The sequence below is a fragment of the Limnobacter sp. SAORIC-580 genome (assembly GCF_013004065.1).
In the GTDB taxonomy this organism is placed as follows: Bacteria; Pseudomonadota; Gammaproteobacteria; order Burkholderiales; family Burkholderiaceae_B; genus Limnobacter; species Limnobacter profundi.
In genome coordinates this window covers 3038827-3062361 of sequence record NZ_CP053084.1, presented here as the reverse complement: position 1 = coordinate 3062361, position 23535 = coordinate 3038827, and the positions used below count along the sequence as shown (strand labels likewise).

Below are 23535 nucleotides of genomic sequence, written 5' to 3'. Positions count from 1 at the left end.
TCCGAATTAATGAACCAATTTCCAGTTAATTTTAGCACTCCCTGCGAAAGAGTGCTAATCACCCGGAAAAGTTCCTTGGAATCACCAGCGATAACTGACTTGCGCCTGAACGGTCCGCTCTTGTGCTGCAACCGTGAACGGCGTTCCCCCGCGAATGTAGGCGCTGGGTTCGTACTCGCGGTCGAACAGGTTTTGAATATTCAGGGAAAAACGGGCCTGTTTCCAGTCATAGTGAATGCTTGCATCAAACACTGTTGCATTGGGTACCTTCAAGGTATTGCTGGCGTCTGCAAAGGTAGAACCCAGGTAGCGTGCGCCCAGGCCAATACCGACGCCATTCAGCACATCGCCACGCAAGGTGTAATCAGCCCACAATGAGGCCAAATGCTCTGGTGTTTGAACCGGGCGGCGATTCAATTCCGCTGGGTCGGTTGAGCGCGTAATTTCAACGTCGGTGTAGGTGTAGCTCGCGATCAGGTTGAGTTGGTCGGTAATTGCCGTCAGTGCCTCAAGTTCAATGCCCTTGGATCGGGCTTCGCCCGTTTGCTCTTGAGCAAATGTGTTTGGGTTTGTGGTCAGGAAGTTTTCGCGAGTCAAGTCGAACAAGGCCACATTGAACTGGCTGGCAGCGTTGGGTTGAAACTTGACCCCCACCTCGAATTGCTGACCGGTTTCGGGATCAAAATTCCGCCCGTTCGCATCGGTGCCCAAAGCCGGCAGGAAAGACTCGGTGTAACTAAGGTATGGCGACACACCGTTGACGAATTGGTACATCAAGCTTGCGCGCCCGGTTGTGGCGCTGTCGTCTTGCCTGCTTTGCCTATTCATTAGTAGATCGTTAACCTTGTTTTTTGCTTCGTCATAGCGGCCCGCCAGGGTGGCTATCCATTGCTCGTAGCGAATTTCGTCTTGCAGGTAAAAACCCAACTGTTGCTGCTCAGTGCTGTCATTTCTGAACGGCGCGGGAATATTGACCGGCGATCCGTAGACTGGGTTGTAGATGTCAAGCGAAGGGGCTGCGCCAAAGGCTTGTATGGAATCAAGCTCGACATTCTGGAAATCGACACCGCTCAGCAAGGTGTGCTTTGCAGCCCCCAGGGAAAAGCGGTATTCCAACTGATTGTCCAGGGTCAGGGAAGCCAAATTGCCAAAGCTGCTGAAGTAAGCACGGTCCACTGTGCGTTGGTCAGCCTGAAGTGAGTTGCTGAACACCACCACATCGTTCAGATCGGTTTGGTAGTAACGCGTGTTCTGTCGAAGTGTGACGGAGTCGTTGAGCTTGTGTTCCAAAAGCGAGGTAACAGAAAATTCCTCCCTTTCGTATTTGTCCACACCGGGTTCGCCCGAAAAGCGGTTGCGTGGAATTGGTCCGTTTGGATTGGGCAGAAGCGTACCTGCAGCAGGCAAGGCCTGTGAAGAAATGGTGTCGTCTTTCTGGTAGTGGGTGAGTAGCGTTAAGCTGGTGTCAGAATTGGGTTTCCAGGTGATCGCTGGCGCAATGTAAATTCTGTCGTCGTGCACAAAATCCACCTGTGTGTCGCTGTTTCGCAATAAACCGGTCAGGCGATAGCTGAATTCATCATTGCTTTCAAGCGCACCGCCAATGTCCAAAGTGGCTTGTTTTCTGTCAAAGCTGCCCACTTCAATGCCAAATTCACGGTGTGTTTCCTGGCTAGGCCGGCGCGTCACAAAATTAACCAAACCGCCAGGGCTGGCCTGCCCGTACAGCACGGAGGAGGGGCCGCGTAGCACTTCAATTCGCTCAGCACCAAAGGGCTCCAGGCCATAGCTGATTGAAAACCCGGGATTGCTGAGTTTAAGGCCATCGCGAAACAGCCCTGTTGTGGACGCATCAAAGCCACGAATTCTGAAAAAGGTGAAACGGGGTTCCACTCCAAATGGCTCGCCCTGAATACCGGGCGTGTAGCGCAATGCCTGGCCCAAATCGTTTGCGTTTTGATCTTCGAGTTGATCGCGACCAATCACTGAAATGGCTTGGGCTGTCTCAGCGATTGCTGTATTGGTTTTTGTTGCAGTGGCACTGCGGCTGGCAGCATAGCCCTCAAAAGGGCCGGCAGGATTTTCCTGGGCTGGGGTTTGTTCTACCACTTTCACTTCGGGCAATGTTTGTCCGGCCGGGGAAGTTGTGTTGGCGAAGGCAGCTGTGTGCCCACTGAGGGCAGCGACGATGAGTAGGTGTAACAGGGCATAGGGTTGCTGGGGTTTTTGCATGGCAAGGTTCTGGGGGATGTTTGAGTGATCGGAATAAAGATTTATTAATAGTAACAATAATGCGAATCATTATCAATTAAATTGAAATAGTGGTTCGCTTGAAAATATGTCACTACCCGAGTTTGCCGCTTTATTGCTCGATCAAAAAACCTTCAGCCCACATTTTGCCAAGCATCTTCAGGACATCGTGCTCAAGTTGTTTTTGTGGCACTTCTACAAATACCTCGGCCAATGCTTCGGCCAGCTCCCTGGCGTTGCCCGCCATTTCAAGCAGCGCCCACACGGCTTGCCCCTCGGTGTTCAGGCGCCAAAGGGTGTGTTCGCCAGCTTGCCATAGGAAGGCGGACTGACCGATGCGGCGCAAGGCTGCGGTAGGTGCTCGTTTGAATACGCGGCCCGTGTCTGCAAGCGTATGGGTCTCGGGGGTTGGCGGCACCCAACCCTGTGCAGGCTTCACCTGAAGATCAGGATTAATGGCCTCTTTGCCATCAAAAGCTTTTCGAAGCAGTTGCACGGCTTCCTCCAGGTTGCCGTACACCAGTCGAACGCAAGTAATTTTGCCCAGAAGTGCTTGCGTTGTTGCCAAGGCTTCGCCGGGCGAGTTGAACTGCCCCATATTCTGTTCAAGTGTGTAAAACAGGGCATCGTCTTCGTTCACGGTGTGAAGGCATGCCGGGGTGTCGGTTTGCCGGTCCAGTACCACGATTGCGCCAAGCGGCAGGCGCACGCCGTGCAGTGCCACGTTGCTGGCACACAGGTAACCGTAGCGGCTGTCGTGTGGCCCCATGTGTTGCCTGGCAAACTGCTTGAAATGCATGCTCGCCTTGGCGGGCAGGGGCAGGCGCAAACGTGGTGCTACACCCAGCGCCACACCCTCCCCCTGAGGGCTGATGGGCAATACATCGTCACAGAAAATTTGCAGGTCTGGTTCGGCGCAAAGTCTTGCAATCAGCGTGCTTTTGCCTGCCCGTCGCGGGCCTGTAACCGCAATAAGCCGACCCCCGATTGCAAAAGCCCCGGCATGCAGGGCAATCGGGTTTGGACTTTCCTCAATGTGGGTTTCAAGCACATCGGCCAGCAGTGCGCACAGTGCACTGGCGGCGGGCAAGCCAAGCAATGGCTCGTCCAGATAAACAGATTCAATGTCAAAAGTGTAGGGGGTGTTCTGGCTGTTGTTAATCCTCGTAATGCAGTTGTGTGGCATGTCACAGGCTTTGCCATGTGTTGGTGTGCAGGTGTATTTCCAGCTTGGAACAAGCTGTGTGAGGCCCTGGAGCAATGCTGGCTCGTTGGGCACGCACACTTCACCTGCCGTGCCTTCGAACCTCAGCAACAGGCAGGCGGGGCTTTGTTGTGGTACTGCGTTCATTGTCTAGAAGCGAATATAAATCCAGGGGCGGCTTACCCGGGAATAACGCGAGTAGCGGGAATATCGTGAATATCTGCTTGGGCGTGAGGGCCGGGAAAAACGGTAGCCCCGGCCATAGCGTGTGTGGTAATGGTCATACCGGGATGGGCGCGACTTTCGGCTGGGCCTGGAACGGCTACCCGCCTGTGCCGTGGCCAAGCCCACCATGGCAGGCGCGGCATACAACGCACCCACGGCCAAACCCACTTTGGCCAGCATGGCCCTTCTTGCTTTTAATTTCTCATCGTCTGTGTGTGACATTTTACTTCCCCTGTCAATTGTGGTCGCCTCGAGAATTGCGCCCATTCACTTGAAACGCAGCTATTCAAAAAGTGCTGACAGAGTTGTAAGCCTGTTTGCATTCTTTACATAACTAAACATTTCAATTGATAATCGCACTAACTATTCATAAAAAAATTATTTGAAAACGCCAAGCGACAACCACACTTTTGGGGAAAAGGGTTTGAAGAACTTATTGATACTGGAAGACCATCCGACCTCGGCCATGGTCGTTGAGGAAATTATTGCTGCTGTCGTGCCGGGCTTAACTGCTCGGGTGGTTGATTCTGTTGAGCAGCTTCAGCAAATTGAGCCAGCGGATGTAGACCTGGTGGTCTCCGACCTGGTGTTGCCCAACAGCAAACCTGCTGAGGTAATCGATATGGTGTCACAACGTTTTTCCAGCTCACTTCGCATTTTTTTTACCGCTCTGGGCGATGCGAAAATTGAAAGGCAGGTGGCCAATTCGGGTGCGCTGCTGCTCTCCAAAAGCCAGCATTACAAAGAATTAATGGTTCAGGTTCAAGCTTTCCTGAAACGTGATTCAGTCAACCTGAATTCAATTTCACAACGGAACGAGTTTCAAAGCCTGATTCAAATGCCCGGTAGCCCCAAGCCTTTGACCATCAAACAGGCACAGGTGATGGAACAGGTGTCCCTTGGTAGAACAGGCAAGGAAATTGCAAAGATACTGGGCATGAGTCCCGACACGGTGAATGCCCACATCAAGGAAGCCTTTGGGCGGCTGGGTGTTCAAAACCGTGGCGAGGCGGTAAGCAATTATTCGGTTGCGAGAAAGCTGGCGGCCCGCCTGCATGGGGAGGCCGCGCTGGCGCACTTGCAGCCAAACGCCGATTAAACTGTTTGAATGAACCTGAAACGCTATTTGCTGGTGCGGATGATCACCCTGGGCCTGTTGTGCTGGGTGTTAATTTCCGCCTATGTGGTGCTGCGCACAGCCAATGAGGTAGATGATGCCTTGGCCAGCGATGCCACGCGCTTGCACGAGATGGTGGAGTACTCCATGTACAAGCGGCAAATTAATCCCGAAATCGAGGGCTCGCCTGTGCTGGTGGGTAGCCAGTACGGTTTGTTGTTGGCACCTTATTGCATACGTTACGAGGGCTGGAACGGACAGGTGCGGCAAGAGGGTTGTGAGCAGCTGGTACGCCATCCTGTCGAGGCCCAGTTGATGCGCCTGTTGGGTGTACAAATTGAAGCGCAGCCGCGCCCCGTTGGCCTGTGGGGTCAACCGTTTGGCGAATTGACCATCACTGCCGATCCGCAATTGGTGCTGGCCAAATTCTGGAATACGCTGCGCGACTTGCTGTTGCTTAGCACCCTGATCGTGGCCAGCCTGGCCGCCTTAACCTATGTGGTTATTGGTCGCGCCTTGCAGCCGGCCGCAACCTTGGTCGAAAAAATCGATTCGATTGCCATTTCCGAGGACAGCCCGCCGCCCGCGCAACTTCCCGATGTGCAGCCACGGGAGTTTGGTCGTATTGCGCAAGGGGTAAACCGCTTGAACGAGCGTTTGTGGCGGCTTACCCAAACCCGCCGAAACCTGATGATGAAGCTGCTCAATGTGCAGGAAGATGAACGGCGGGAGTTGGCCCACTTGGTGCACGCAGATTTGGGTCAGTCCCTGAGCCTGATCGCGGTGAATTGCGCCCAGCTGCGCGCGCAACTGAAAGGTGGCGATACAGAGGTGCAAGAAAAGCTGGAAGAAATCGAGCTGCAAATTGAGGGCGCGTTCGAGCGTATGCGGGCGGTGTTGGTGAACAAGTGCCCGCCTGTGTTGGAAGGGGCTGATCTTGGCATGGCCATTCAAGACCTGTGTACCCGCTGGGAAATTAATGCGGGCAGCGGCTGGACAGTGAACCTGAGTCTAGAACCTGCCGCCTTGAATAGTTTGGACCAAGACCGCGCCCTGTGTGTTTACCGTACCGTGGAAGAGTGCCTGGCCAATGTGCGGCGGCACGCAGCGCCGGGGGCGCCCGTGAATGTGGGCTTGGGATTGCAGGCCGGTGTGCTTGAACTGTGTGTGGAAAATTGCTTGCCCCAACCGGTTGAAACGCAGGTGCCATCGGGCGGCATGGGCTTGAACTTGCTGGCTGAAAGGGTGAGGGTGCATGGTGGTGTATTCAAAGCCCAGGTTGAAGAAAACCGGTTTGTGGTGTCTGCCCGTTTTCAACAAAAAGGTACTTCATGAACAACGCTGACCTCAGTATTTTGCTGGTGGATGACCACGCCGTGGTGCGCGCCGGTTATCGGCATTTGTTGGAAACACAAGGTGGTTTCAAGCAGGTGCGTGAGGCTGAAAACGCGCAGGAGGCTTATGCCGCTTGCCAGAAAGACTTGCCTGCGCTGGTGATTTGCGACATCAGCATGCCAGAGCCGGTGGGCTTGAACCTTGTTCAGCGGGTGTTGGGGCGTTGGCCTGAGGTGAAATTTCTGATGTTTACCATGCACAACTCAATCGAACTGGCGCGTGCGTGCATGGACGCTGGCGCAAAAGGTTATGTCACCAAAAGCAGCCGGCCCGAAGTGCTGTTGCGCGCCATTGGCGAAGTGTTGGCGGGCCGCACTTTCATGAGTGCTGACTTGTCGCGTTTGATGGCACTTTCCCGCTTGCGCGACAACCGGGGCGGGCTTGATGAATTGAGCAGCCGCGAGTTCGAAGTGCTGTGTTTGCTGGTAGCTGGTCAGTCGGCCGAGCAAATCGGCGAGCTACTTTTTTTAAGTGCAAAAACCATTCACAACATTCACTATCAAATCAAAAAGAAGCTGCAGGTGAGCAATGACATTGAACTCACCAAGCTTGCGATTGCTTGGGGGCTGACTAGTCCTTCAATTACGCAGTGAAGTCGGGCAAAATTCCTGAAGAAGTAGGGATAAGCTTATTTCAACGGCAAAGGCATTTGCTGATTTTTACAACACTTTGGAGAAATAGACATGAGCTGGACCACCCCACAATTTGTAGACATGCGTTTTGGTTTTGAAATCACCATGTACATTGCAAACCGTTAATTTTTTTCGGTTGTTGCAGCAATAAAAAAGGAAGGCCAAGCAGAGTTGGCTTTCCTTTTTTTATGCGCGGCGCAGTTGCTCGGCTGAATTCAAGGTCAGTTTCAAACCTTGCTCAAGCAGCGACCTGGCAATGTTTTCATCGCCAAAGCCGTAAGGGGCTGCTGGGGAGTGATCGTACAGCAGGCCCAGGTAAAGGTAGGCTGCCCCATCGTTTGGTGCCAATGCAATTGCACGTTCAAGTGAAGCTTTTGCGTGAGCCTGAAACTGCAGCGCACACAGTCCTCCCAGTGATTTTGCGTACCCTGTCAGCACAATACCGTTCCAAAGTAGAACCTTTGCGTCATTCGGGTATTGGTGCGCCAGTTCCTGTGTAGTTTCAGCCAAACGACACAGCATGGCATCGCGAGTACGGCCAAAGTCGCAGCGAAGCGCTTGCGCCCAAGTGCCTTGAATGGCTTCAATACTATTGTCTGGTGCGGTTTCAGTGTTCGTTGGGCTGTTTGCAATGCCTCTGTCGATTACATTAAATACGCGTCTCATAGGTAACTCCTAAACCACGTTAATCACATCAAAGTGTTGCATGGTGGCAACCGTTTTATTGATTAACGCGGAAAATTCGTTTAGGAGTACAAACAATCAAAAATACCCATTCGGGCTTGTATCAACCAGGAATGTCCAGTGACCCTACAGACTTCGGCGACACCATCACGCCCCACGGCATATTGCCTTCGGGAATGTCTTTGATCACGTTGCCAGTGGCGTAGTCCAAAACCAGAATGTTGTTGCTGCGGCCACAGGCCACAATCAACTGTGTGTCATCGGGTGTAAAGCTAAAGTGCCAACAACGGTCGCCCACCGGCATTTCTCGCTTGAGCTCAAGCGTTTTTGCATCAAATACCTGAATCGCTTTACCACGTGCCAATGCCACCACAATTTCGGAACCATCGCGGGTGTAGGTGACGCCATAGGGCACTTCGCCGGTGGCAGCCTCGTTAATCACATTGTAGTTTTTGTCCAGAATCAGCATTTTATTGCCGTACTCAAGTGTGACCACGAATTGCTCACCATCGGGCGAGCGTTTCACGCCGCGTGGTCGAATGCCGTAGCTTTCGGTATCGATCTGTTTGATCTTCTCGCCAGTTTCAATGTCATGTACCGATACATTTTCATCGGCTTCATTGGTCACAATGATGTGTTTTCCATCGGCAGAAAACTCAATGCCTTCGGTCTCAAACCCCGCCGTAATTTCCTTGACTTTTTCGCCCTTCACCAAGTCGATGATGGCCACCTGTGCGGGAAGCTCGTCGCCTTCCTCACGTTCTTTTTCAATGGCTTTGGCTTCGGCTGAACCGGGCTTTGGCGGAGGGCCGCCCTTGGAGGCAGGCTCGTAAGCTACAAATGCAAGGTTACCCAACACGCGCACAAATTCGGGGTTAATGCCCACAGGCACACGGCGTACCACCTGGTTGGTGGCGGTATCTACAATGGCCAAATCTTTGGTTTCTTTTACGGCCACCACCAGTAGCTTGCCGTCCTCGGTCAAGCCTACTCCGCGGCCACCTTCACCCACGTTAATTTCGCCGATCTTGGTGTAGTCGGCCAGTGAGTAAATTGTCACTGGGCCGTCTTGGTGGGTTACGTAGGCCACTGCTTGTGGTGCAGCCTGTTCAACTGGGGCTGCTGCTTCCGGGGCAACTGCTTCCTCTTTCTTGGAGCAGGCCGCCAAAGCCACAGCCAAACCCAACGCAATCGCGCTTGTTTTGAATTTCATGTTCTTGTCCTCTCCCTTCTAATCGTTCAACGCTATGGAAGTTTCCCTGTTTTGTCCCGGGAAGATTTCCTGAAATATGAATTGTCATTGTGACAGGTCATGTGGGCAATTCCTTCCAAACGTTGATTTAACGCCATTTCTGCAAGCACTTTGAACCTTTGTGACAGTTTGGTTTCAATACACTGTGTAGTGTGACCTGTAACTATTTTGTAAAGAAGTACATCCATGAAGTATGTTCAAGAGAAAGTAGTGCGCAACCCCGAGTCGCGTTTGGTGCCCCGCATGGCGCTGTCTGCCTCCATGGGTTTTGCTGCGTACTGGACTTACCTGTACTTCAGCCAAACCCGGCATATTTTCAGCCCTGCGTTGAAGCACCATGAGGTGCTGACCCACCACGCACACGAATTCACTGAACTGCGTTTGCAAGTGGCTCCCGGCATTGAACTGGAAGGTTGGGTGCGCATGCCTGCTGGCATGGGTGGTGCAGGCAGCAAGGCACCGTGCGCCATTTATTTCGGTGGCCGCAGCGAAGACGTGCGCTGGTTGCTCAACGAGGCACAAGGCTTCAAAAACTTGCCCCTGGTGTTTTTCAATTACCGGGGATATGGCAATTCCAAAGGCACGCCGATGGAGAAAAATTTGGTGGCCGATGCACGTGCCATTTACAAATGGGTAGCCGAACAACCCTGGTGCGACCGCAATCAAATTTCTGTCATCGGGCGCAGCCTGGGCACAGGGGTTGCCATGCAGTTGGCCGCCAGCACACCAGTGCACAAACTGGTGTTGTTTACCCCTTACGACAGCTTGATCAGCATTGCCAAAAAGAAAGTGCCTTTGGCCCCGGTGTCGCTGTTGTTGCGCAGCAAGTTCAAATCGAATGAATGTGCCGCGAATGTACGCAACCCCACCTTTGTGTTGCTGGCTGAAAATGATGAGGTGGTACCCCACGATTCCTCATTGCGCTTGATGCAGCATTTCGCTGTGAAGCCCCTGGTGGCCACAGTGAAAGGCACCGACCATGTCAGCCTGCCACACGATACCGATGCGCAAGGTTTGGTCAGTCATTTCTTGACGACGTAGCTTACCCACTCCCTGTATTCGCTGGGTGTTTTGCCAGTCAGTTTTTTGAATGCACGTGTGAAATTGGCGCGGTCCTGGTAACCCACACGTTGCGCAATTTCATCTACATTAAGCTTGCTGGTCTCAAGCAACAGGCAGGCGTCGCGTTGAATCACCTCGCCCAATAAATCTGTAAAGCTTCGCCCTTCATTCTGTAGCTTGCGCTTTAATGTACGCACCGACATGTGCAGGGTTTCTGCCATGTCTTCAAGTTGCGGGTAGCGGCCATCCCGGCAAATCAGCAGGTTTTTCACGCGCCCGCTTAAATTGTCGCCTAGGCCCAGAGCAATCAATTCTTGCTCGCATTGCTGAATCACCATTTGTGCAGTGGTGGAGTTGGCGGTGGGCAAGGGCAGGTCAAGCCACCTGCCGGGAATTCGAATTTGATTGCCAGCCGCATTGAAACGGCACTTTGGCAGGCTGCTGGCATAGCTCGCATAATAAGGCGGCTCAGGCCAGTCAAACCACAATTCAATTCCGCTGGCCTCGCGCTTGCTGCCCATGGGGTTGAACAGGCTTTCAAACAGCCGCCACACTTCAATCACAAAATTTTCAATCGCGAATTTGCGCACGGGTTCAAGCGGCATGGCTTCGCGCACGTGGCACGTCAGGGTGCGTTCGTCTTCACTGGTGTCTATGGTGTAGAAGGGCACTTTGGTGGGCAAAAAGCGAATACCCAGCTCAATGGCCTCACGCAGGGTTGCACAACTCATCAAACCAAAACCGATCATGCCCGCTTTGGTCAGGCTGCTTTGTAAACCCATGTCGATGGCAATGTGTTCGCTTTGAAACAGTGCCAGCAAATTCATCACGATGATGCCATGCTGGGCCGCGGCGATGCGGCTGTTGGGCACTTGCAACTGAGCCAGTGTCAGCCCGCTGTGTTCCAGAATTTGATCGGCCTCAAAGCCGCGTTGCACCGCATAGTTCACGAAAAACAGCGGGTAGGCTTGTGCCACCGTGGCTTGTTCCAGCAGCCGAAGCTGCGGCAGGTCTTTCAGTTCCATGCCCAGTAAACCAGGGTTGCTCCCGCGACCAGCAGTTGCACGCTGTTGATGATCACGCTAAGCCGGTGCTTGGTATTGAATTCAGCGCCTGCGGCTTTGTCCCCAGCCAGTTCCCGGTCGCGAAGTTCATTGATTTGGAGCATCAGAATTTGCCGTGTGTACACGCTGGCCAAGCCGACCAACGCCGATGGAAACAACACCCAAAAGCCGCCACCGGAAAGCCCTGCAAAAATGGCACTGAGAAAGCCAAATACAATCACGTACAAGTAGTACCAAGGGAACACGGCGCGAATGAATGGCCCCGCTTGTTCCATTGGCAATTTGGTGAACACCAGCGGAGCAAACAAAGCCGAGAAGGCCAGAATACCGCCGAATAAACCACCCAGGGCCAAGGTTGTCAGTGCTTGAAACCATTCCATACATCACCTGCTGCAAAGTTACTTCGAGCATTGATTGTGCATCAGTGGGGTGAGTTTGTGGCCCAAATTGACTCTAAAGTCGTCACTTTTCACACTCACGCCTGTTGCACCCAAACCCCTACACTGCATCTCATCGAAAACCAACACAACACGAGACACACCACATGGCCAGCTCAAAAAAAGAAGCACAAAACATTCTTGAAGTTGCAATCGTCGGCGCAGGCGTATCAGGCCTGGGCATGGGTATTCAATTGCTCAAGGCAGGTGAAACCAATTTCAAGATTTTCGACAAAGGCCACGATGTGGGCGGCACCTGGCGCGACAACACTTACCCCGGCTGTGGTTGCGATGTTAAAAGCAGCCTGTACAGCTATTCCTTCGAGCCTTGGGCCGAGTGGAGCAACAGCTACGCCAAGCAGGGCGAAATTTACAAGTACCTGCGCCACTGCGCCACCAAGTATGGTGTGTACCCCTACATTCAATTCAACACCAGCATCACTGGTTCAGTATTCGACGAGCAAGCTGGTTTGTGGAACATCACCACAGCCGATGGCAAAACCATTCAGGCCCGCAATGTGGTTACAGCAGTGGGCCCGTTCAGCGCACCCAAGGTTGCAGAATTCAAGGGTGCCGAAAAGTTCAAAGGCAAAACGGTGCACACCGCCGCTTGGGACCATTCCGTAGAACTTGAAGGCAAGCGTGTTGGCTTGATTGGCACTGGCGCCACGGCCGTGCAGGTTGGCCCCGCCATTGCCGACAAGGTCAAAAACCTGGTGGTGTTTCAGCGCACGGCCAACTGGATCATGCCGCGCCCAGACCGCAACATTGAAGAAGCTGAAAAAGCACTGAATCGCAAAACCCCGTTGAACATGAAAATGAACCGCCTGGGTGTGTACTGGTTCAACGAACTGACTGCACCGTTTTTGATTTTGAAGTACGACATGTTCAAGGCCCAGCCCGAGAAAATGGCCAGCAGCTACCTGGCCCGCAAGGTGAAAGACCCTGAGCTTCGCAAAAAGCTGACGCCCACCTTCAAGTTCGGTTGCAAGCGCGTGTTGGTCAGTTCCGATTGGTACCCCACCATGCAAAAAGAGCATGTGCATTTGGAAACCAATGCAATTGATTGCATCACCGAAAAAGGCATTCGCACCGCCGATGGCGTAGAGCATGAACTCGACGTGATCATTTACGCCACAGGCTATGAAGTGCGCCACACTGGCTCGCCAATCGACGCCAAAGGCATTGGCGGCGCAAGCTTGAACGACAAGTGGAAAGACGGCTCGGAGGCCTACCAGGGCATTTCAACTGCGGGTTTCCCCAACTTGTACTTCCTCGTGGGCCCGTTCACTGGCCCTGGCCACACGTCTGTTATCGCTTATGCTGAAGCGCAAATTGGCTATGTGATTCAGGCCATCAAGTTGCGCCAAAAGCGCAAGCTGAAAGCCATTTCTGTGAAGCCCGAGGTGGAACAGAAGTTTGTAAATACCATGGACTTCCGCAGCGAACACACGGTATGGAAAAGCGGTTGCGCAAGCTGGTACCTCAGCCCCAATGGCCGCAACAACACTTTGTACCCTGGCTTGAACGCTGAATATCGCATGCGAATTGCTCGTTTCAACCCTGCAGAATATGTGCTGACGGCCAGCAATGGCAAAACGGTGAAGCCGAAAGTGACAGACCACATCAGCACCGGTTTGATGGCAATCAAGGCGGCCTGATCGAGCACATTCAGTACTATCCAGAATGGATAAAGGTATTGATATTGAAATCTAACAGGCAGACACTGGTCGTTCCCCCAAAAAAGGAGAGCGACCATGTCGACCCAAGGCACCAAAGCATCGGATCTTTTTGTTCAGGCCCTGGAAGCAGAAGGCGTAAAGCACATATTCGCTGTACCCGGCGAAGAAAACCTGGACATGGTCGAAAGCCTGCGCAACAGCAGCATCAAGCTGGTGCTAACCCGCCACGAACAGGGGGCGGGTTTTATGGCCGCCACTTATGGTCGCCTTACAGGCCGTGCCGGCGTGTGCATGGCCACTTTGGGCCCTGGGGCGACCAACTTCACCACGCCCGCTGCCTATGCCCACCTGGGTGCATTTCCGCTCATCATGATCACAGGGCAAAAGCCCATCAAGAAGTCCAAGCAAGGCCAATTTCAAATCATCGATGTGGTCAATCTGTTTGCGCCCATCTGCAAAATGAGCAAGCAAATCGTTCATGGCAACAACATTCCCGCCCTGGTTCGCGAAGCATTTCGGATTGCTGAAGAAGAACGCCCCGGTGCAGTGTTGCTCGAGCTGCCCGAAGACATTGCCGCTGAACAAACCACCGCGGCCATCATTCCCCGCAGCGAGCGGCACTATGCCGTGGCCGACGATGTGGTGCTGAACGAAGCGGTGTCCATGATCCGCTCTGCCCGCATGCCGCTGGTGCTGCTGGGCGCGGGTGCAAACCGCAAACAGGCCCGGCTGGCTTTGCAAGAATTCATTGAAACCACCGGCATTCCGTTTTTCAGCACGCAAATGGGCAAGGGCGTGGTGGATGAGGGCTCTCCCCATTTTCTGGGCACCGCGGCATTGTCAGACGGCGATTATTTGCACTGCGCCATTGAACGTGCCGACCTCATTGTCAATGTGGGCCATGATGTGGTTGAAAAGCCGCCGTTTTTCATGGCCCATGGTGGCAAGAAAGTAATCCATGTGAATTACCGTTCCGCCAAAGTAGACCAGGTGTATTTTCCGCAGTGTGAGGTGGTGGGCGATGTGGCCCGCTCTGTGCAAAAGCTGACCCAAAAAATAGGTGGCAAAGTGGTGTGCGACCTCGCCTACTTCAAGCGCATTCGCGAAGAAATTGAATTGCACATCAAAGAAGGTGCAGACGACGACCGCTTCCCCATCATTCCCCAACGCCTGGTGGCTGAAACCCGCCGTGCCATGGGCGCCAAAGACATCATTGCGCTGGACAACGGCATTTACAAATTGTGGTACGCCCGCAATTACAAAGCCTATGAACCCAACACCGTGTTGCTGGACAACGCGCTGGCCACCATGGGAGCCGGTTTGCCCTCGGCCATGATGGCCGCCATGTTGTACCCCGATCGCCGGGTAATGGCCATTTGTGGCGACGGCGGCTTCATGATGAACTCGCAGGAAATTGAAACCGCTGTGCGCCTGAAGTTGAACCTGGTCGTTACCATTTTGAACGACAGCTCGTACGGCATGATCCGCTGGAAACAAGAGCACGCGGGCTTTGCTGATTGGGGGCTTGAGTTTGGCAACCCCGACTTTGTGAAGTACGCCGAGGCCTATGGTGCAACTGGCCACCGTGTGGGAAGCGCTGCGGAACTGGTGCCCACCTTTGACCGGGCCTTCAAAGCCGGGGGCGTGCACATCGTAGACGTGCCCGTGGACTATTCTGAAAACAAACGTGTGCTGATTGACGAATTGGCCGCAAAGGTGTGTTTGATATGAATAACTCAATGAACAACGCCACTTTGGAGGTGGTCAACCCTTTCGATCTAAAGCCGATTGGCGAAGTAAAGCTGGTCGATTGGCCCACCATCGATGCCTGGTTGAACACCGCCAGCCAATTGCACAAAACCCGCGCCAACTGGCTGCCCATGCACCAGCGCATCGCCATTCTCAAAAAAACGGCACAGCTGATGCAAGGCCGGTTTGATGAACTCGCCTTTCAAATTGCCAACGAGGGCGGCAAGCCCTTGATGGATGCCAAGGTTGAGGTAACACGCGCAATCGACGGGGTTGAACTGTGCATCAAAGAATTGGGTCACCTCACTGGCACAGAAATTCCGATGGACTTGACCGCTGCGGGTTCAGGCCGCATGGCATTCACCACCCGCGAGCCCATTGGCCCGGTGGTTGCCGTGTCTGCGTTCAATCACCCCTTGAACTTGATTGTTCACCAGGTGGGCCCCGCCATTGCCACGGGCTGCCCGGTGTTGGTAAAGCCGGCCAGTGCCACCCCCCTGAGTTGCCTGGCTTTTGTGAACATGCTGTACGAGGCAGGCTTGCCCGAAGAATGGTGCCGCTTTGCGCCTTGCAAAAGCGACGTGGCCGAGCAAATGGTGACCGATCCCCGTGTGGCATTTTTCAGTTTTATTGGTTCAGGTGCAGTTGGTTGGCGGCTAAAAAGCAAATTGGCGCCGGGTACGCGTTGTGCGCTTGAGCATGGTGGTGTGGCCCCGGTTATTGTCGACGACTGTGCCGACCTTGAGGCCATGATCCCGGCCTTGGTCAAGGGTGGTTTTTATCATTCCGGGCAGGTTTGCGTCAGCGTGCAGCGGGTTTACGTGCCCGAAGACATGGCCACCGCCTTGGCGCAAGCCATTGCTGACAAGGCCTCGAAGCTAAAAGTAGGCAACGCCATACTGGCCGATACCGAATGCGGCCCACTCGTCAACCCGAATGAAGTCAAGCGCGTTGAGCAGTGGGTAAATGAAGCCGTAGCAGGCGGCGCACAGGTGTTGTGTGGTGGCCAAAAGTTGGGCGAAACAAGTTATGCGCCCACCGTGTTGTTGAACCCACCCCTCGATGCCAAGGTCAGTACCCAGGAAGTATTTGGTCCCGTGGTGTGTGTATACGGTACCGAATCGCTGAGCGATGCAATTGCGCAGGCCAATAGCCTGCCGGTTGCATTCCAGGCTGCGGTGTTTACCCAAAAGTTGAAAGTGGCCCTGCGCTGTGTGCGTGAAATTGATGCCACCGCGGTCATGGTCAATGACCACACTGCGTTTCGTGTTGATTGGATGCCATTTGCCGGTCGTCGGCAGTCGGGGTACGGGGTTGGCGGAATTGGCCACACCATGCACGACATGACGCAGGAAAAAATGGCGGTCATCAAGTTGTAATTACCGAGTAGATTCAAAATACTATGGCACTGAAAAAAGTAAATCTGAGTGATGTCACCGTGCTGATTCGCACGCGCAGGCGAGAATTGGGCCTTACCCAAAAACAATTGGGCGAGAGGCTTGGTATAGATCAGCGCACGGTGTCTTCTCTGGAGAAAAACCCGGGGTCGATCAGCGTGAACCGCCTGTTCGCCGTGCTTGATGCGCTACAGGTCAGCATGTATTCCTCAACCGATCCTCGCGATGAAAGCAGCCTGGCTCGCCTCACTGTTGACCAGCTTTTTAGAAACGCAAAAATCGTTTAACTAGGGGCAAGCTCAAAGCCGGGTGCTCACCCCATCACCCGGTAAACATCACCCAAACTGATTCAATTCGCCGAAATCCAGGCTGGCAAGTAACTTCGCACGGTTATTCGCCAGCACCGCTTCTATGGATTTCGTTCAACTTCCCGTTTTTGGTCAATCGGTAAAGTCTGGTTTGGGGCTGCGTTTTCGCGGCAACTATTGGGCGTTTTTCGACAAACGCACCGAACTGTCACCCTGGTTGGCGCTGCACAGAGAGTCGATCAACGACACCGAACTCGATGAACTGATGCTGCATGGGTTTCCGCGCACGCGCACCGGCGACACCGTCGATTGCAAAGTGCTTACCCACTTTGGCCTGGTGCAGGGCGATATGTATGCCGATGGTTTTTTCGTGGGCCGCAGCGAAAGGCAACGCACAGCCGCATTCACTGGCGATTTGCTGGTGATAAAAATACCGCTGACAGCCAACCCGCAAAAAGACCTGCTCAACCCCAACAGCATTTACTGGGCCAGTGAAACCAAACTGCTTGCACACCAAGCTGGCAGCACGGAATACGAACGCGGAAAAGCACTGGTTGAAATGGCCACTATTTTGCTGGCCCGCTGGCGCGAACACGATGCACAAAACCTTGAGTTCAAGGTGAAACACCGCATTCATGAACTGTGGGAAGAAGGCAAAGCCGTTGGGCAGGGCGCTGGCGCTGCAGCCATGGGCTTTATCGAAGGTTTGTGGAGCCTGATCAAGATCAGTGTTGAGTTCACTGTGAATGCAGTAAAGGCCACCTGCGCTGGGTTCGAGACGCTGATCAATTCCAACTTTGCGCAAATTCAGCAAATGCTGGTGGGTGCGGGCATGGCGGCCTACAACACCGCGCAAGAAATGATCGCGGCCTTGAAGGAAGGCATGCGCCTGTTCAACCTGATTGGATCAGATCGCCTGTTGCGCACAGGCCTGTTTGAATTTCTGGACGGATATTCTGAAAGCGTACCCCACCTGCGGCGCTTGCGTAATGCAGCCACGGTGGTGGTGGCCATAGGCATTGAAGTGCTGCTGGCACTGGCCACATTCGGCGGAAGCCTTGCCGTGGGCGCAGCGCGAGTGGGTGCCAGGGTTGCAAACGGTGCCAGCAAAGTGGGCCCATTTACCCAGGCTGCAATTAGACACCTGGCCAATTACGCCAAGGCGCTTGAAAAGGCACAGGCCTCCAAACTGCGTTCAATCGATGGTGCGCCCTCTGGCAACCGATCTTCAAAAAACAGCACCACCACCACCGCAGCGGCAAAGCCTGCTGAGCCCGGCAAGCCGGCAGCGAGCAATACACAAGGTGCAAACACACCCAAAGTGGCCGACACCAAAACAGCCGGTGAACCCATCAGCATGATCAACGGTGAAGAACTGCTGCAATTGCTCGATTGCTCAATGCCCGGCCTGGTGGGCTTGAACTGGCAGCGCACTTACCGCAGCAGCCTTGCAGAACAAGGATTCAATGCAGGGCTTGGGGCCGGTTGGGCGCACCCCTTAAGCCAGCACCTGCTAGCCCAGGCGGGTGCACTGGAAAGCAGCCTGAACTACATCGACGAGGAAGGCCGCACGGTTTACTTCAAGCCCTTGAAGGTAGGCCAGCGCTGCACCAACACCAGTGAATTTTTAACCCTGACGCGCACCGCAGAAACAGCCTACCGTCTGCAAGCCAGCAACGGGTTGGGCTTGGCCTGGCACTTTGAACATCTTGAATTGGCGCAGGGCAGCGAACCCACGCAAAACGAAACACAGCGCTTCTCGCTGGTTCGCATTGAAGACGCCTTTGGCAATGCACTTGCTATCGACTACACGCACGGCGTTCCCACCCACCTCTACAGCAGCCAAAGCAGTTGGGTACTGGGTTACAACGAACAAGGCTTGCTTGCACAAATTGCCCAACTGGCCAAAGGTTGTTCAGCAGACGAAACCGACACCGCCCTTGAACAAAACCAATTGGGTTTGAATCAACTGATACTGGTGCAATACCGCTACAACGCACAGGGCCAGCTTGTGGCCGTAAGCGATGCTGCGGGCTTTGAAGAACAATACGCCTACAACAAACGCAATGTGCTGGTTCAGCGCACGCTAAAAAGCGGTTACAACATTTACTTTGAATGGGAGCAGGCGGGCGAACACTCCCGCTGCGTGCGCCAGTGGGGCGACCCTGTGGGTGGTCAACCCACCTACCACTACCGGTTTGAATGGGATATTCACGGCACGGCTACCAACGTTGCCATGGATAGCCGCGGTGCACGCACTGAATACCAGTTCAATGCCCAAGGCCTACCCGTGCTTGAAAAGGGCCCTGAAGGCGCTGTTACACGCACCACCTACAACAGCAATGGGCAAGTGTTGGAACGCATTGATGCGCTGGGCCACCGAGAGCAGTTTCAGTACAACAGCCAAGGCCATTTGGTGGCGTACACCAACAAGCTTGGGCAGCTGCACAGGTTTGAAGTCAACGCACAGGGGCAGGTGTTAAAGCACATCAATGCTGAAGGCCATGTGCGCAGCAACACTTACACAGCCGAAGGTTTGCTGGCCAGCCACACCGATGCCACAGGTGCCACCACTCGCTACCGTTACAACCACCTGGGTTTGTTGTGTGAAGTAACAAACCCCTTGGGCCAAAGCACGCGCATGTTGTACAACGCGCAAGGCCAGCTGCAAGCGCAAACCAATGCACTGGGGCAAAGCAACACTTACCAATTCGACGCCTGGGGGCGGCTGGCAGGCATAAGCAACCCGCTGGGGCGCAGTGCCTATTACGCCTACGACTTACTGGGTCGATGCACCCGCGCCACCAACCACGAGGGCCTAAGCACCGAATACAGCTACGGCCCACTGGGCCAGCTTGAACGTATTACCGACCCCACCGGCCGCAGCGCGGTTTACGAATATGCCGACAAATTAAGCCAGCCCACCGCACGCATTGATGCACAAGGTTTTACCCTTCGCTACCGCTACGACAGCGAACGCAATTTGATCGAACTGCAAAACGAAAACGGTCAAAGCTGCCACTTTGAATACGACCTTGCCGAACGCTTAACCAAAGAAAGCGGCTTCGATGGCCGGGTGCAAACCTACCAGTACAACGCAGTGGGCCACCTGCTTGAAAAGCAGGAATGGGGCGTGTTACACGGTGCCGCAAACGGGCTGTGTCTGGATCAAATACCCAAGCAGCCACTGGCCTACTCACGCTACAAGCGCGATGCCTTGGGCCGATTGTTGAAAGCCCGGCAAAGCGATGGTGAAGAAGCCACCTTTGCTTACAACCCGCAAGGCCAGTTGGTTCAAGCCAGCAACGCGCACCGCACCCTGCAATGGGAGGTAGATGCCGAAGGCCGCGTACTGGCCGAGCGTCAAGACCAGCATCGAATTGATCACCAATACAACCCGGCAGGCTGGCTCAAGCAAACCAGCTGGGGCGCAATGGGTGGTGGGCTACCTTCGGGTGCTTTGGCCTACCAGTACAACGCCTTGGGTTTGCTCAGCGAAATTAACTTCAACGGTGAACTACTGGCGCAGTTCGAGCGCGACACCCTGGGCCGTGAAGTGGTGCGCAAGCTGGGCAACCAGGTTCACACCCAAAGCCTGTACGACCCACAGGGCAGGCTGGTGGGGCAGGTAAATCGCAGAGCAAACGGTTCTAAAACCGAACGAAGGGATGAACTTTCCCCCACCGTTTCCCGCCGGCGCTACTGCTACAACCAGAGCAACCAACTGGTACGCATTGACGACCAAGGCCATGGCACCAGCCTTTACCACTACGATCTGCTGGACCGCTTGCGCGTGGTGGAAGGCCCCACACCGGAAGCATTTTTATTCGACCCCGCAAGCAATTTGCTTGAGGCGCTGGAGGGGCAAGAGGCCACCGATGCACAAGCAAGCCGTGCCTTGCCAGAGCCTGCTAGCCCCAATGCCCGCAGGCCACAACAAACCCCGGGCAACAGGTTAAAGCGCCAAGGCAACAGGCGCTTTAATTACGACGATCGCGGCAACCGCGTAGAAGAAATTGTTGAGCGCGGCCCACGCCAAGGGCAGGTAACGCGCTACCGCTACAACGCCCAAAACCAGCTTGTTGAAGTGAACGTGGCGGGGGTTATTACCCGCTACGCCTACGACGCACTGGGCAGGCGGATTAGTAAAACCACCGAACCCGGTGCACAGCAAAGCACCATCAGCACTACTACGTTTTACTGGAATGGTGATGTGCTGCTGAGTGAAATCAATGAGGGTGTGAGCAACACCAGCAGTGATGGCAGTACCAAACCGAGCCGCTCTTATTTGTTTGAACCTTTCAGCTTCAAACCGCTGGCCTTGGTGCAACACGGGCATGTGTACCACTACCACACCGACCACATCGGCACCCCGCGAGAAATTACCAACGCAAAAGCCGAAGTTGTGTGGTCCAGCACCTTCAAAACCTACGGTGCGCTGGCCCTTGCGCATGTGAACGAGGTGGATAACCCACTGCGGTTTCAAGGTCAGTATTACGACGAAGAAACGGGGCTACACTACAACAGGCACCGCTACTACGACCCCAACAGCGGGCAGTTCACCACGCAAGACCCCATTGGTTTGCTGGGTGGAATGAATGCGTACCAGTACGCACCGAACCCCATGACATGGGTGGATCCGTGGGGGTTGAGTTGTAAGGAAGGAAATGAGTCTGAATTCTCTGGAGATTCTAGAACAAGCCCTTGGTTGTCAGACAAGAGAGTTGGTGTTGTTTCACACTTGGAAACCTTCAGAGGTGGAGGTTCCTATTTGATCCCCAAAAGTGCTTATGAACGATTCGTAGCAGGCAAACCTATGGCCGGAGATCCTACAGGTCAATTTATAACTACTAAATCGGCAATGGATAAGTTATTAGGTAAAGCCAATGGAAGCTTGGATTTTATTAAAAAGGAACTAAGTATCCCCGAAAATGCTTGGAATGAAGAACTTATGCGAGTTGATGTTCACAATCCTCTTTTGCATAACGCTAGGTTTCCGTCTGGTTTTGAGCGTGGAGCTAATGAATTATTTAAATGGGGCGGATATACAAAGGGAGGCATGCCAGAGATAGTTGTGGATCAGTTCCCCATCGGCGGCTATTCGGCAAATACGATTGGAGTTAAACCATAATGAAAGAGAAAGATATTTTTTTAGACTATTACGAGTCTTATCGACTTTTTGAAAATGAGTCTGGAGAGCTTTTTTTTGGTGTTTTATGCGGGGGGGTAGGTATGTTCGAGGCTAAGATTAAACTGAGTAAAGAGGAGATCGAGAAGTATCAATCAGAGGGTCAAAAATATTTGAAAATATTGGCTGAGGACATTCGTCATAACACGTCCAAATATAGTGTTCGATTTGTTGCTTGATTTATCTGAGTCTTTTGAACGCTTTGCACAAACGACTTAAGTAAACTTTGGTGCGAGGTCATTCCAGAAGCTAACGGCCCCAACGCCACAACAAACCCCGGGTAACAGGTTAAAGCGCCAAGGCAACAGGCGCTTTAATTACGACGATCGCGGCAACCGCGTAGAAGAAATTGTTGAGCGCGGACCACGCCAAGGGCAGGTAACGCGCTACCGCTACAACGCCCAAAACCAGCTTGTTGAAGTGAACGTGGCGGGGGTTATAACCCGCTACGCCTACGACGCGCTGGGCAGGCGGATTTCAAAAAGCACTGAGCAGGGCACCACCACCTTTTACTGGAATGGTGATGTGCTGTTGGGTGAAATCAATGAGGGTGTGAGCAACACCAGCAGTGATGGCAGTACCAAACCAAGCCGCTCTTATTTGTTTGAACCTTTGAGCTTCAAACCGCTGGCCTTGGTGCAACACGGGCAGGTCTACCACTACCACACCGACCACATCGGCACTCCGCGAGAAATCACCAACGCAAAAGCCGAAGTTGTGTGGTCCAGCACCTTCAAAACCTACGGTGCGCTGGCCCTTGCGCATGTGAACGAAGTGGATAACCCACTGCGGTTTCAAGGGCAGTATTACGACGAAGAAACGGGGCTACACTACAACAGGCACCGCTACTACGACCCCAACTGCGGGCAGTTCACCACGCAAGACCCAATCGGTTTGCTGGGTGGAATGAACGCCTACCAGTACGCGCCGAACCCCATGACCTGGGTGGATCCGTGGGGGTTGAAGGGCGAAGAGGGGACAGAGGTACTGGCATTGCCAGCACCCAAAAACTCAGAACCTTGGATGCCTGGTGCACCTCTAATATCAGAGCCAGGACCAAAGGGTGGAATGATGATAGAAATGGCGATGTCGCCCGGACAGACCCGCCCTGGAGGGTGGGCAACCACAGATAATATTCCAAATGTAAATTACGTGAGAAACGAGCTGGCTGTGACACCAGAATTTAAACCAGAGGTGGGGACTGTGCAAAAGTTTCTGATTCCGGAGGGTGTTCAGATACAACGAGGTACAGTGGGACCTCAAACTTTCGAAGGTACTGTTTATGCTGGTGGCGGAAGTCAAGTGCAAATTTTGAATTATTCTGATCGAGCAAAGTTGATTCCTATTGGTGAACCGAGGCCAATTAATTGAGGTCAGTATGGAAAATTTTGAACTAAAAGAGATTTATGCACCTTACATGTCGGGGGCTAACACCTTGGGCCTAAGCGTTGGAGAGCGACTCCCAAAAAAGGTTGTTTGGAGTTTTAATGGAGTGGAGTTTTCGCTTGAGTGTTCAGATGGGTTAGTAGCTAAAAATTTTCAATCAAATATTTTTGTGATCGAAGCTCCTTACGAAATCAAGAAGAATCGAGCATATGTATTGTCTGCCGATGGCCATCGGATAGCTGATCTACCGAAAAATAAAGGTGATGTTCAATTCTGTTACTACGACATATTTCTTCGAGGATCTGAAGCGATTTTTCTTGCCTCAAGTAATGACGGTGATTTGCAATTAAGTTTTGACCCGGGCAGTGGCGCGGTCACTTCAATTAGTGAATTTCGTTAGCCATTAGGAGGGTTTGTTGAGCATTCTGGATTGAAAACCCAAACGCTGAAGTCATTAAGTGAAGTCCCCGGTGTTTACGAGATTGATACGGGTTTTCTCGAGG

19 protein-coding genes and 1 pseudogene are annotated in these 23535 nt (G+C 53.4%); 13 read left to right on the top strand and 7 right to left on the bottom strand.

Annotated elements, in window-relative coordinates; genetic code table 11:
- Positions 1-81: 81 nt before the first annotated feature.
- The 3 genes from HKT17_RS14325 to HKT17_RS14315 all read right to left on the bottom strand — a co-directional run bounded on the left by HKT17_RS14325 (position 82) and on the right by HKT17_RS14315 (position 3901).
- Positions 82-2232 carry a TonB-dependent siderophore receptor gene (locus HKT17_RS14325; RefSeq protein WP_171100987.1) on the bottom strand — a complete coding sequence of 717 codons (2151 nt, stop codon included), beginning with the start codon at positions 2230-2232 and terminating at the stop codon, positions 82-84.
- Between the two features lie 130 nt (positions 2233-2362).
- A complete protein-coding gene (locus HKT17_RS14320; RefSeq protein ID WP_171100985.1) occupies positions 2363-3601 on the bottom strand; it encodes a PqqD family protein in 1239 nt (412 codons plus the stop codon).
- Positions 3602-3604: 3 nt separating this feature from the next.
- Complete coding sequence (locus tag HKT17_RS14315; RefSeq protein WP_171100984.1) at positions 3605-3901, bottom strand: hypothetical protein; 297 nt, start codon at positions 3899-3901, stop codon at positions 3605-3607.
- 202 nt (positions 3902-4103) lie between these two features.
- On the opposite strand from HKT17_RS14315, the gene HKT17_RS14310 reads away from it, so the two are divergent.
- From HKT17_RS14310 to pqqA, 4 genes are all read left to right on the top strand, one after another.
- Positions 4104-4778, top strand: a complete 675-nt coding sequence (locus tag HKT17_RS14310) for a response regulator transcription factor (RefSeq protein ID WP_171100982.1) — start codon at positions 4104-4106, stop codon at positions 4776-4778.
- A gap of 9 nt (positions 4779-4787) precedes the next feature.
- Positions 4788-6131: a sensor histidine kinase gene (locus HKT17_RS14305; RefSeq protein WP_171100980.1), complete on the top strand. Its 1344-nt coding sequence runs from the start codon at positions 4788-4790 to the stop codon at positions 6129-6131.
- A complete protein-coding gene (locus tag HKT17_RS14300) occupies positions 6128-6784 on the top strand; it encodes a response regulator (RefSeq protein WP_171100978.1) in 657 nt (218 codons plus the stop codon). The genes HKT17_RS14305 and HKT17_RS14300 overlap by 4 nt, the downstream gene beginning before the upstream one ends.
- Before the next feature lie 90 nt (positions 6785-6874).
- Positions 6875-6949, top strand: a complete 75-nt coding sequence (gene pqqA / locus HKT17_RS15720; protein ID WP_008247588.1) for a pyrroloquinoline quinone precursor peptide PqqA — start codon at positions 6875-6877, stop codon at positions 6947-6949.
- A 60-nt stretch (positions 6950-7009) separates the two neighbouring features.
- On the opposite strand, the gene HKT17_RS14290 is transcribed toward pqqA, so the two are convergent.
- Positions 7010-7489 (bottom strand): hypothetical protein, encoded by a 480-nt coding sequence (locus tag HKT17_RS14290; RefSeq protein WP_105027512.1) that lies wholly within the window; start codon positions 7487-7489, stop codon positions 7010-7012.
- A gap of 121 nt (positions 7490-7610) precedes the next feature.
- Positions 7611-8720 (bottom strand): cytochrome D1 domain-containing protein, encoded by a 1110-nt coding sequence (locus tag HKT17_RS14285; RefSeq protein WP_171100976.1) that lies wholly within the window; start codon positions 8718-8720, stop codon positions 7611-7613.
- 225 nt (positions 8721-8945) lie between these two features.
- On the opposite strand from HKT17_RS14285, the gene HKT17_RS14280 reads away from it, so the two are divergent.
- On the top strand, positions 8946-9800 hold the full coding sequence (locus tag HKT17_RS14280) for an alpha/beta hydrolase (RefSeq protein WP_171100974.1): 855 nt from the start codon (positions 8946-8948) through the stop codon (positions 9798-9800).
- On the opposite strand, the gene HKT17_RS14275 is transcribed toward HKT17_RS14280, so the two are convergent.
- Both HKT17_RS14275 and HKT17_RS14270 read right to left on the bottom strand, forming a co-directional pair.
- The gene (locus HKT17_RS14275; RefSeq protein WP_171100972.1) at positions 9782-10846 is read right to left on the bottom strand and encodes an AraC family transcriptional regulator; all 1065 of its coding nucleotides are present in this window, start codon (positions 10844-10846) and stop codon (positions 9782-9784) included. The two genes, HKT17_RS14280 and HKT17_RS14275, sit on opposite strands and share 19 nt — an antisense overlap.
- Complete coding sequence (locus HKT17_RS14270) at positions 10837-11265, bottom strand: DUF4149 domain-containing protein (RefSeq protein ID WP_171100970.1); 429 nt, start codon at positions 11263-11265, stop codon at positions 10837-10839. The genes HKT17_RS14275 and HKT17_RS14270 overlap by 10 nt, the downstream gene beginning before the upstream one ends.
- 164 nt (positions 11266-11429) lie before the next feature.
- On the opposite strand from HKT17_RS14270, the gene HKT17_RS14265 reads away from it, so the two are divergent.
- From HKT17_RS14265 to HKT17_RS14230, 8 genes and pseudogenes are all read left to right on the top strand, one after another.
- On the top strand, positions 11430-12983 hold the full coding sequence (locus HKT17_RS14265) for a flavin-containing monooxygenase (RefSeq protein ID WP_171100968.1): 1554 nt from the start codon (positions 11430-11432) through the stop codon (positions 12981-12983).
- Between the two features lie 96 nt (positions 12984-13079).
- Complete coding sequence (locus HKT17_RS14260) at positions 13080-14735, top strand: acetolactate synthase large subunit (protein ID WP_171100966.1); 1656 nt, start codon at positions 13080-13082, stop codon at positions 14733-14735.
- Complete coding sequence (locus HKT17_RS14255; protein ID WP_171100964.1) at positions 14732-16132, top strand: aldehyde dehydrogenase family protein; 1401 nt, start codon at positions 14732-14734, stop codon at positions 16130-16132. The genes HKT17_RS14260 and HKT17_RS14255 overlap by 4 nt, the downstream gene beginning before the upstream one ends.
- A gap of 23 nt (positions 16133-16155) precedes the next feature.
- On the top strand, positions 16156-16437 hold the full coding sequence (locus HKT17_RS14250) for a helix-turn-helix domain-containing protein (RefSeq protein ID WP_105027501.1): 282 nt from the start codon (positions 16156-16158) through the stop codon (positions 16435-16437).
- A gap of 124 nt (positions 16438-16561) precedes the next feature.
- Positions 16562-21589 carry an RHS repeat-associated core domain-containing protein gene (locus HKT17_RS14245; protein WP_171100962.1) on the top strand — a complete coding sequence of 1676 codons (5028 nt, stop codon included), beginning with the start codon at positions 16562-16564 and terminating at the stop codon, positions 21587-21589.
- Complete coding sequence (locus HKT17_RS14240; protein ID WP_105027497.1) at positions 21589-21825, top strand: hypothetical protein; 237 nt, start codon at positions 21589-21591, stop codon at positions 21823-21825. The genes HKT17_RS14245 and HKT17_RS14240 overlap by 1 nt, the downstream gene beginning before the upstream one ends.
- A gap of 112 nt (positions 21826-21937) precedes the next feature.
- Positions 21938-23017: pseudogene (locus tag HKT17_RS15715) on the top strand (RHS repeat domain-containing protein); the annotation flags it as partial.
- A 7-nt stretch (positions 23018-23024) separates the two neighbouring features.
- On the top strand, positions 23025-23432 hold the full coding sequence (locus HKT17_RS14230; RefSeq protein ID WP_171100960.1) for a hypothetical protein: 408 nt from the start codon (positions 23025-23027) through the stop codon (positions 23430-23432).
- Positions 23433-23535: the final 103 nt, after the last annotated feature.

Excerpts from the sequence above, each read along its gene's own strand:
- HKT17_RS14325 (WP_171100987.1), bottom strand. The coding sequence starts at position 2,232 with ATGCAAAAACCCCAGCAACCCTATGCCCTGTTACACCTACTCATCGTC.
- HKT17_RS14320 (WP_171100985.1), bottom strand. The coding sequence starts at position 3,601 with ATGAACGCAGTACCACAACAAAGCCCCGCCTGCCTGTTGCTGAGGTTC.
- HKT17_RS14315 (WP_171100984.1), bottom strand. The coding sequence starts at position 3,901 with ATGTCACACACAGACGATGAGAAATTAAAAGCAAGAAGGGCCATGCTG.
- HKT17_RS14305 (WP_171100980.1), top strand. The coding sequence starts at position 4,788 with ATGAACCTGAAACGCTATTTGCTGGTGCGGATGATCACCCTGGGCCTG.
- HKT17_RS14300 (WP_171100978.1), top strand. The coding sequence starts at position 6,128 with ATGAACAACGCTGACCTCAGTATTTTGCTGGTGGATGACCACGCCGTG.
- HKT17_RS14290 (WP_105027512.1), bottom strand. The coding sequence starts at position 7,489 with ATGAGACGCGTATTTAATGTAATCGACAGAGGCATTGCAAACAGCCCA.
- HKT17_RS14285 (WP_171100976.1), bottom strand. The coding sequence starts at position 8,720 with ATGAAATTCAAAACAAGCGCGATTGCGTTGGGTTTGGCTGTGGCTTTG.
- HKT17_RS14280 (WP_171100974.1), top strand. The coding sequence starts at position 8,946 with ATGAAGTATGTTCAAGAGAAAGTAGTGCGCAACCCCGAGTCGCGTTTG.
- HKT17_RS14275 (WP_171100972.1), bottom strand. The coding sequence starts at position 10,846 with ATGGAACTGAAAGACCTGCCGCAGCTTCGGCTGCTGGAACAAGCCACG.
- HKT17_RS14270 (WP_171100970.1), bottom strand. The coding sequence starts at position 11,265 with ATGGAATGGTTTCAAGCACTGACAACCTTGGCCCTGGGTGGTTTATTC.
- HKT17_RS14265 (WP_171100968.1), top strand. The coding sequence starts at position 11,430 with ATGGCCAGCTCAAAAAAAGAAGCACAAAACATTCTTGAAGTTGCAATC.
- HKT17_RS14260 (WP_171100966.1), top strand. The coding sequence starts at position 13,080 with ATGTCGACCCAAGGCACCAAAGCATCGGATCTTTTTGTTCAGGCCCTG.
- HKT17_RS14255 (WP_171100964.1), top strand. The coding sequence starts at position 14,732 with ATGAATAACTCAATGAACAACGCCACTTTGGAGGTGGTCAACCCTTTC.
- HKT17_RS14250 (WP_105027501.1), top strand. The coding sequence starts at position 16,156 with ATGGCACTGAAAAAAGTAAATCTGAGTGATGTCACCGTGCTGATTCGC.
- HKT17_RS14245 (WP_171100962.1), top strand. The coding sequence starts at position 16,562 with ATGGATTTCGTTCAACTTCCCGTTTTTGGTCAATCGGTAAAGTCTGGT.
- HKT17_RS14240 (WP_105027497.1), top strand. The coding sequence starts at position 21,589 with ATGAAAGAGAAAGATATTTTTTTAGACTATTACGAGTCTTATCGACTT.
- HKT17_RS14230 (WP_171100960.1), top strand. The coding sequence starts at position 23,025 with ATGGAAAATTTTGAACTAAAAGAGATTTATGCACCTTACATGTCGGGG.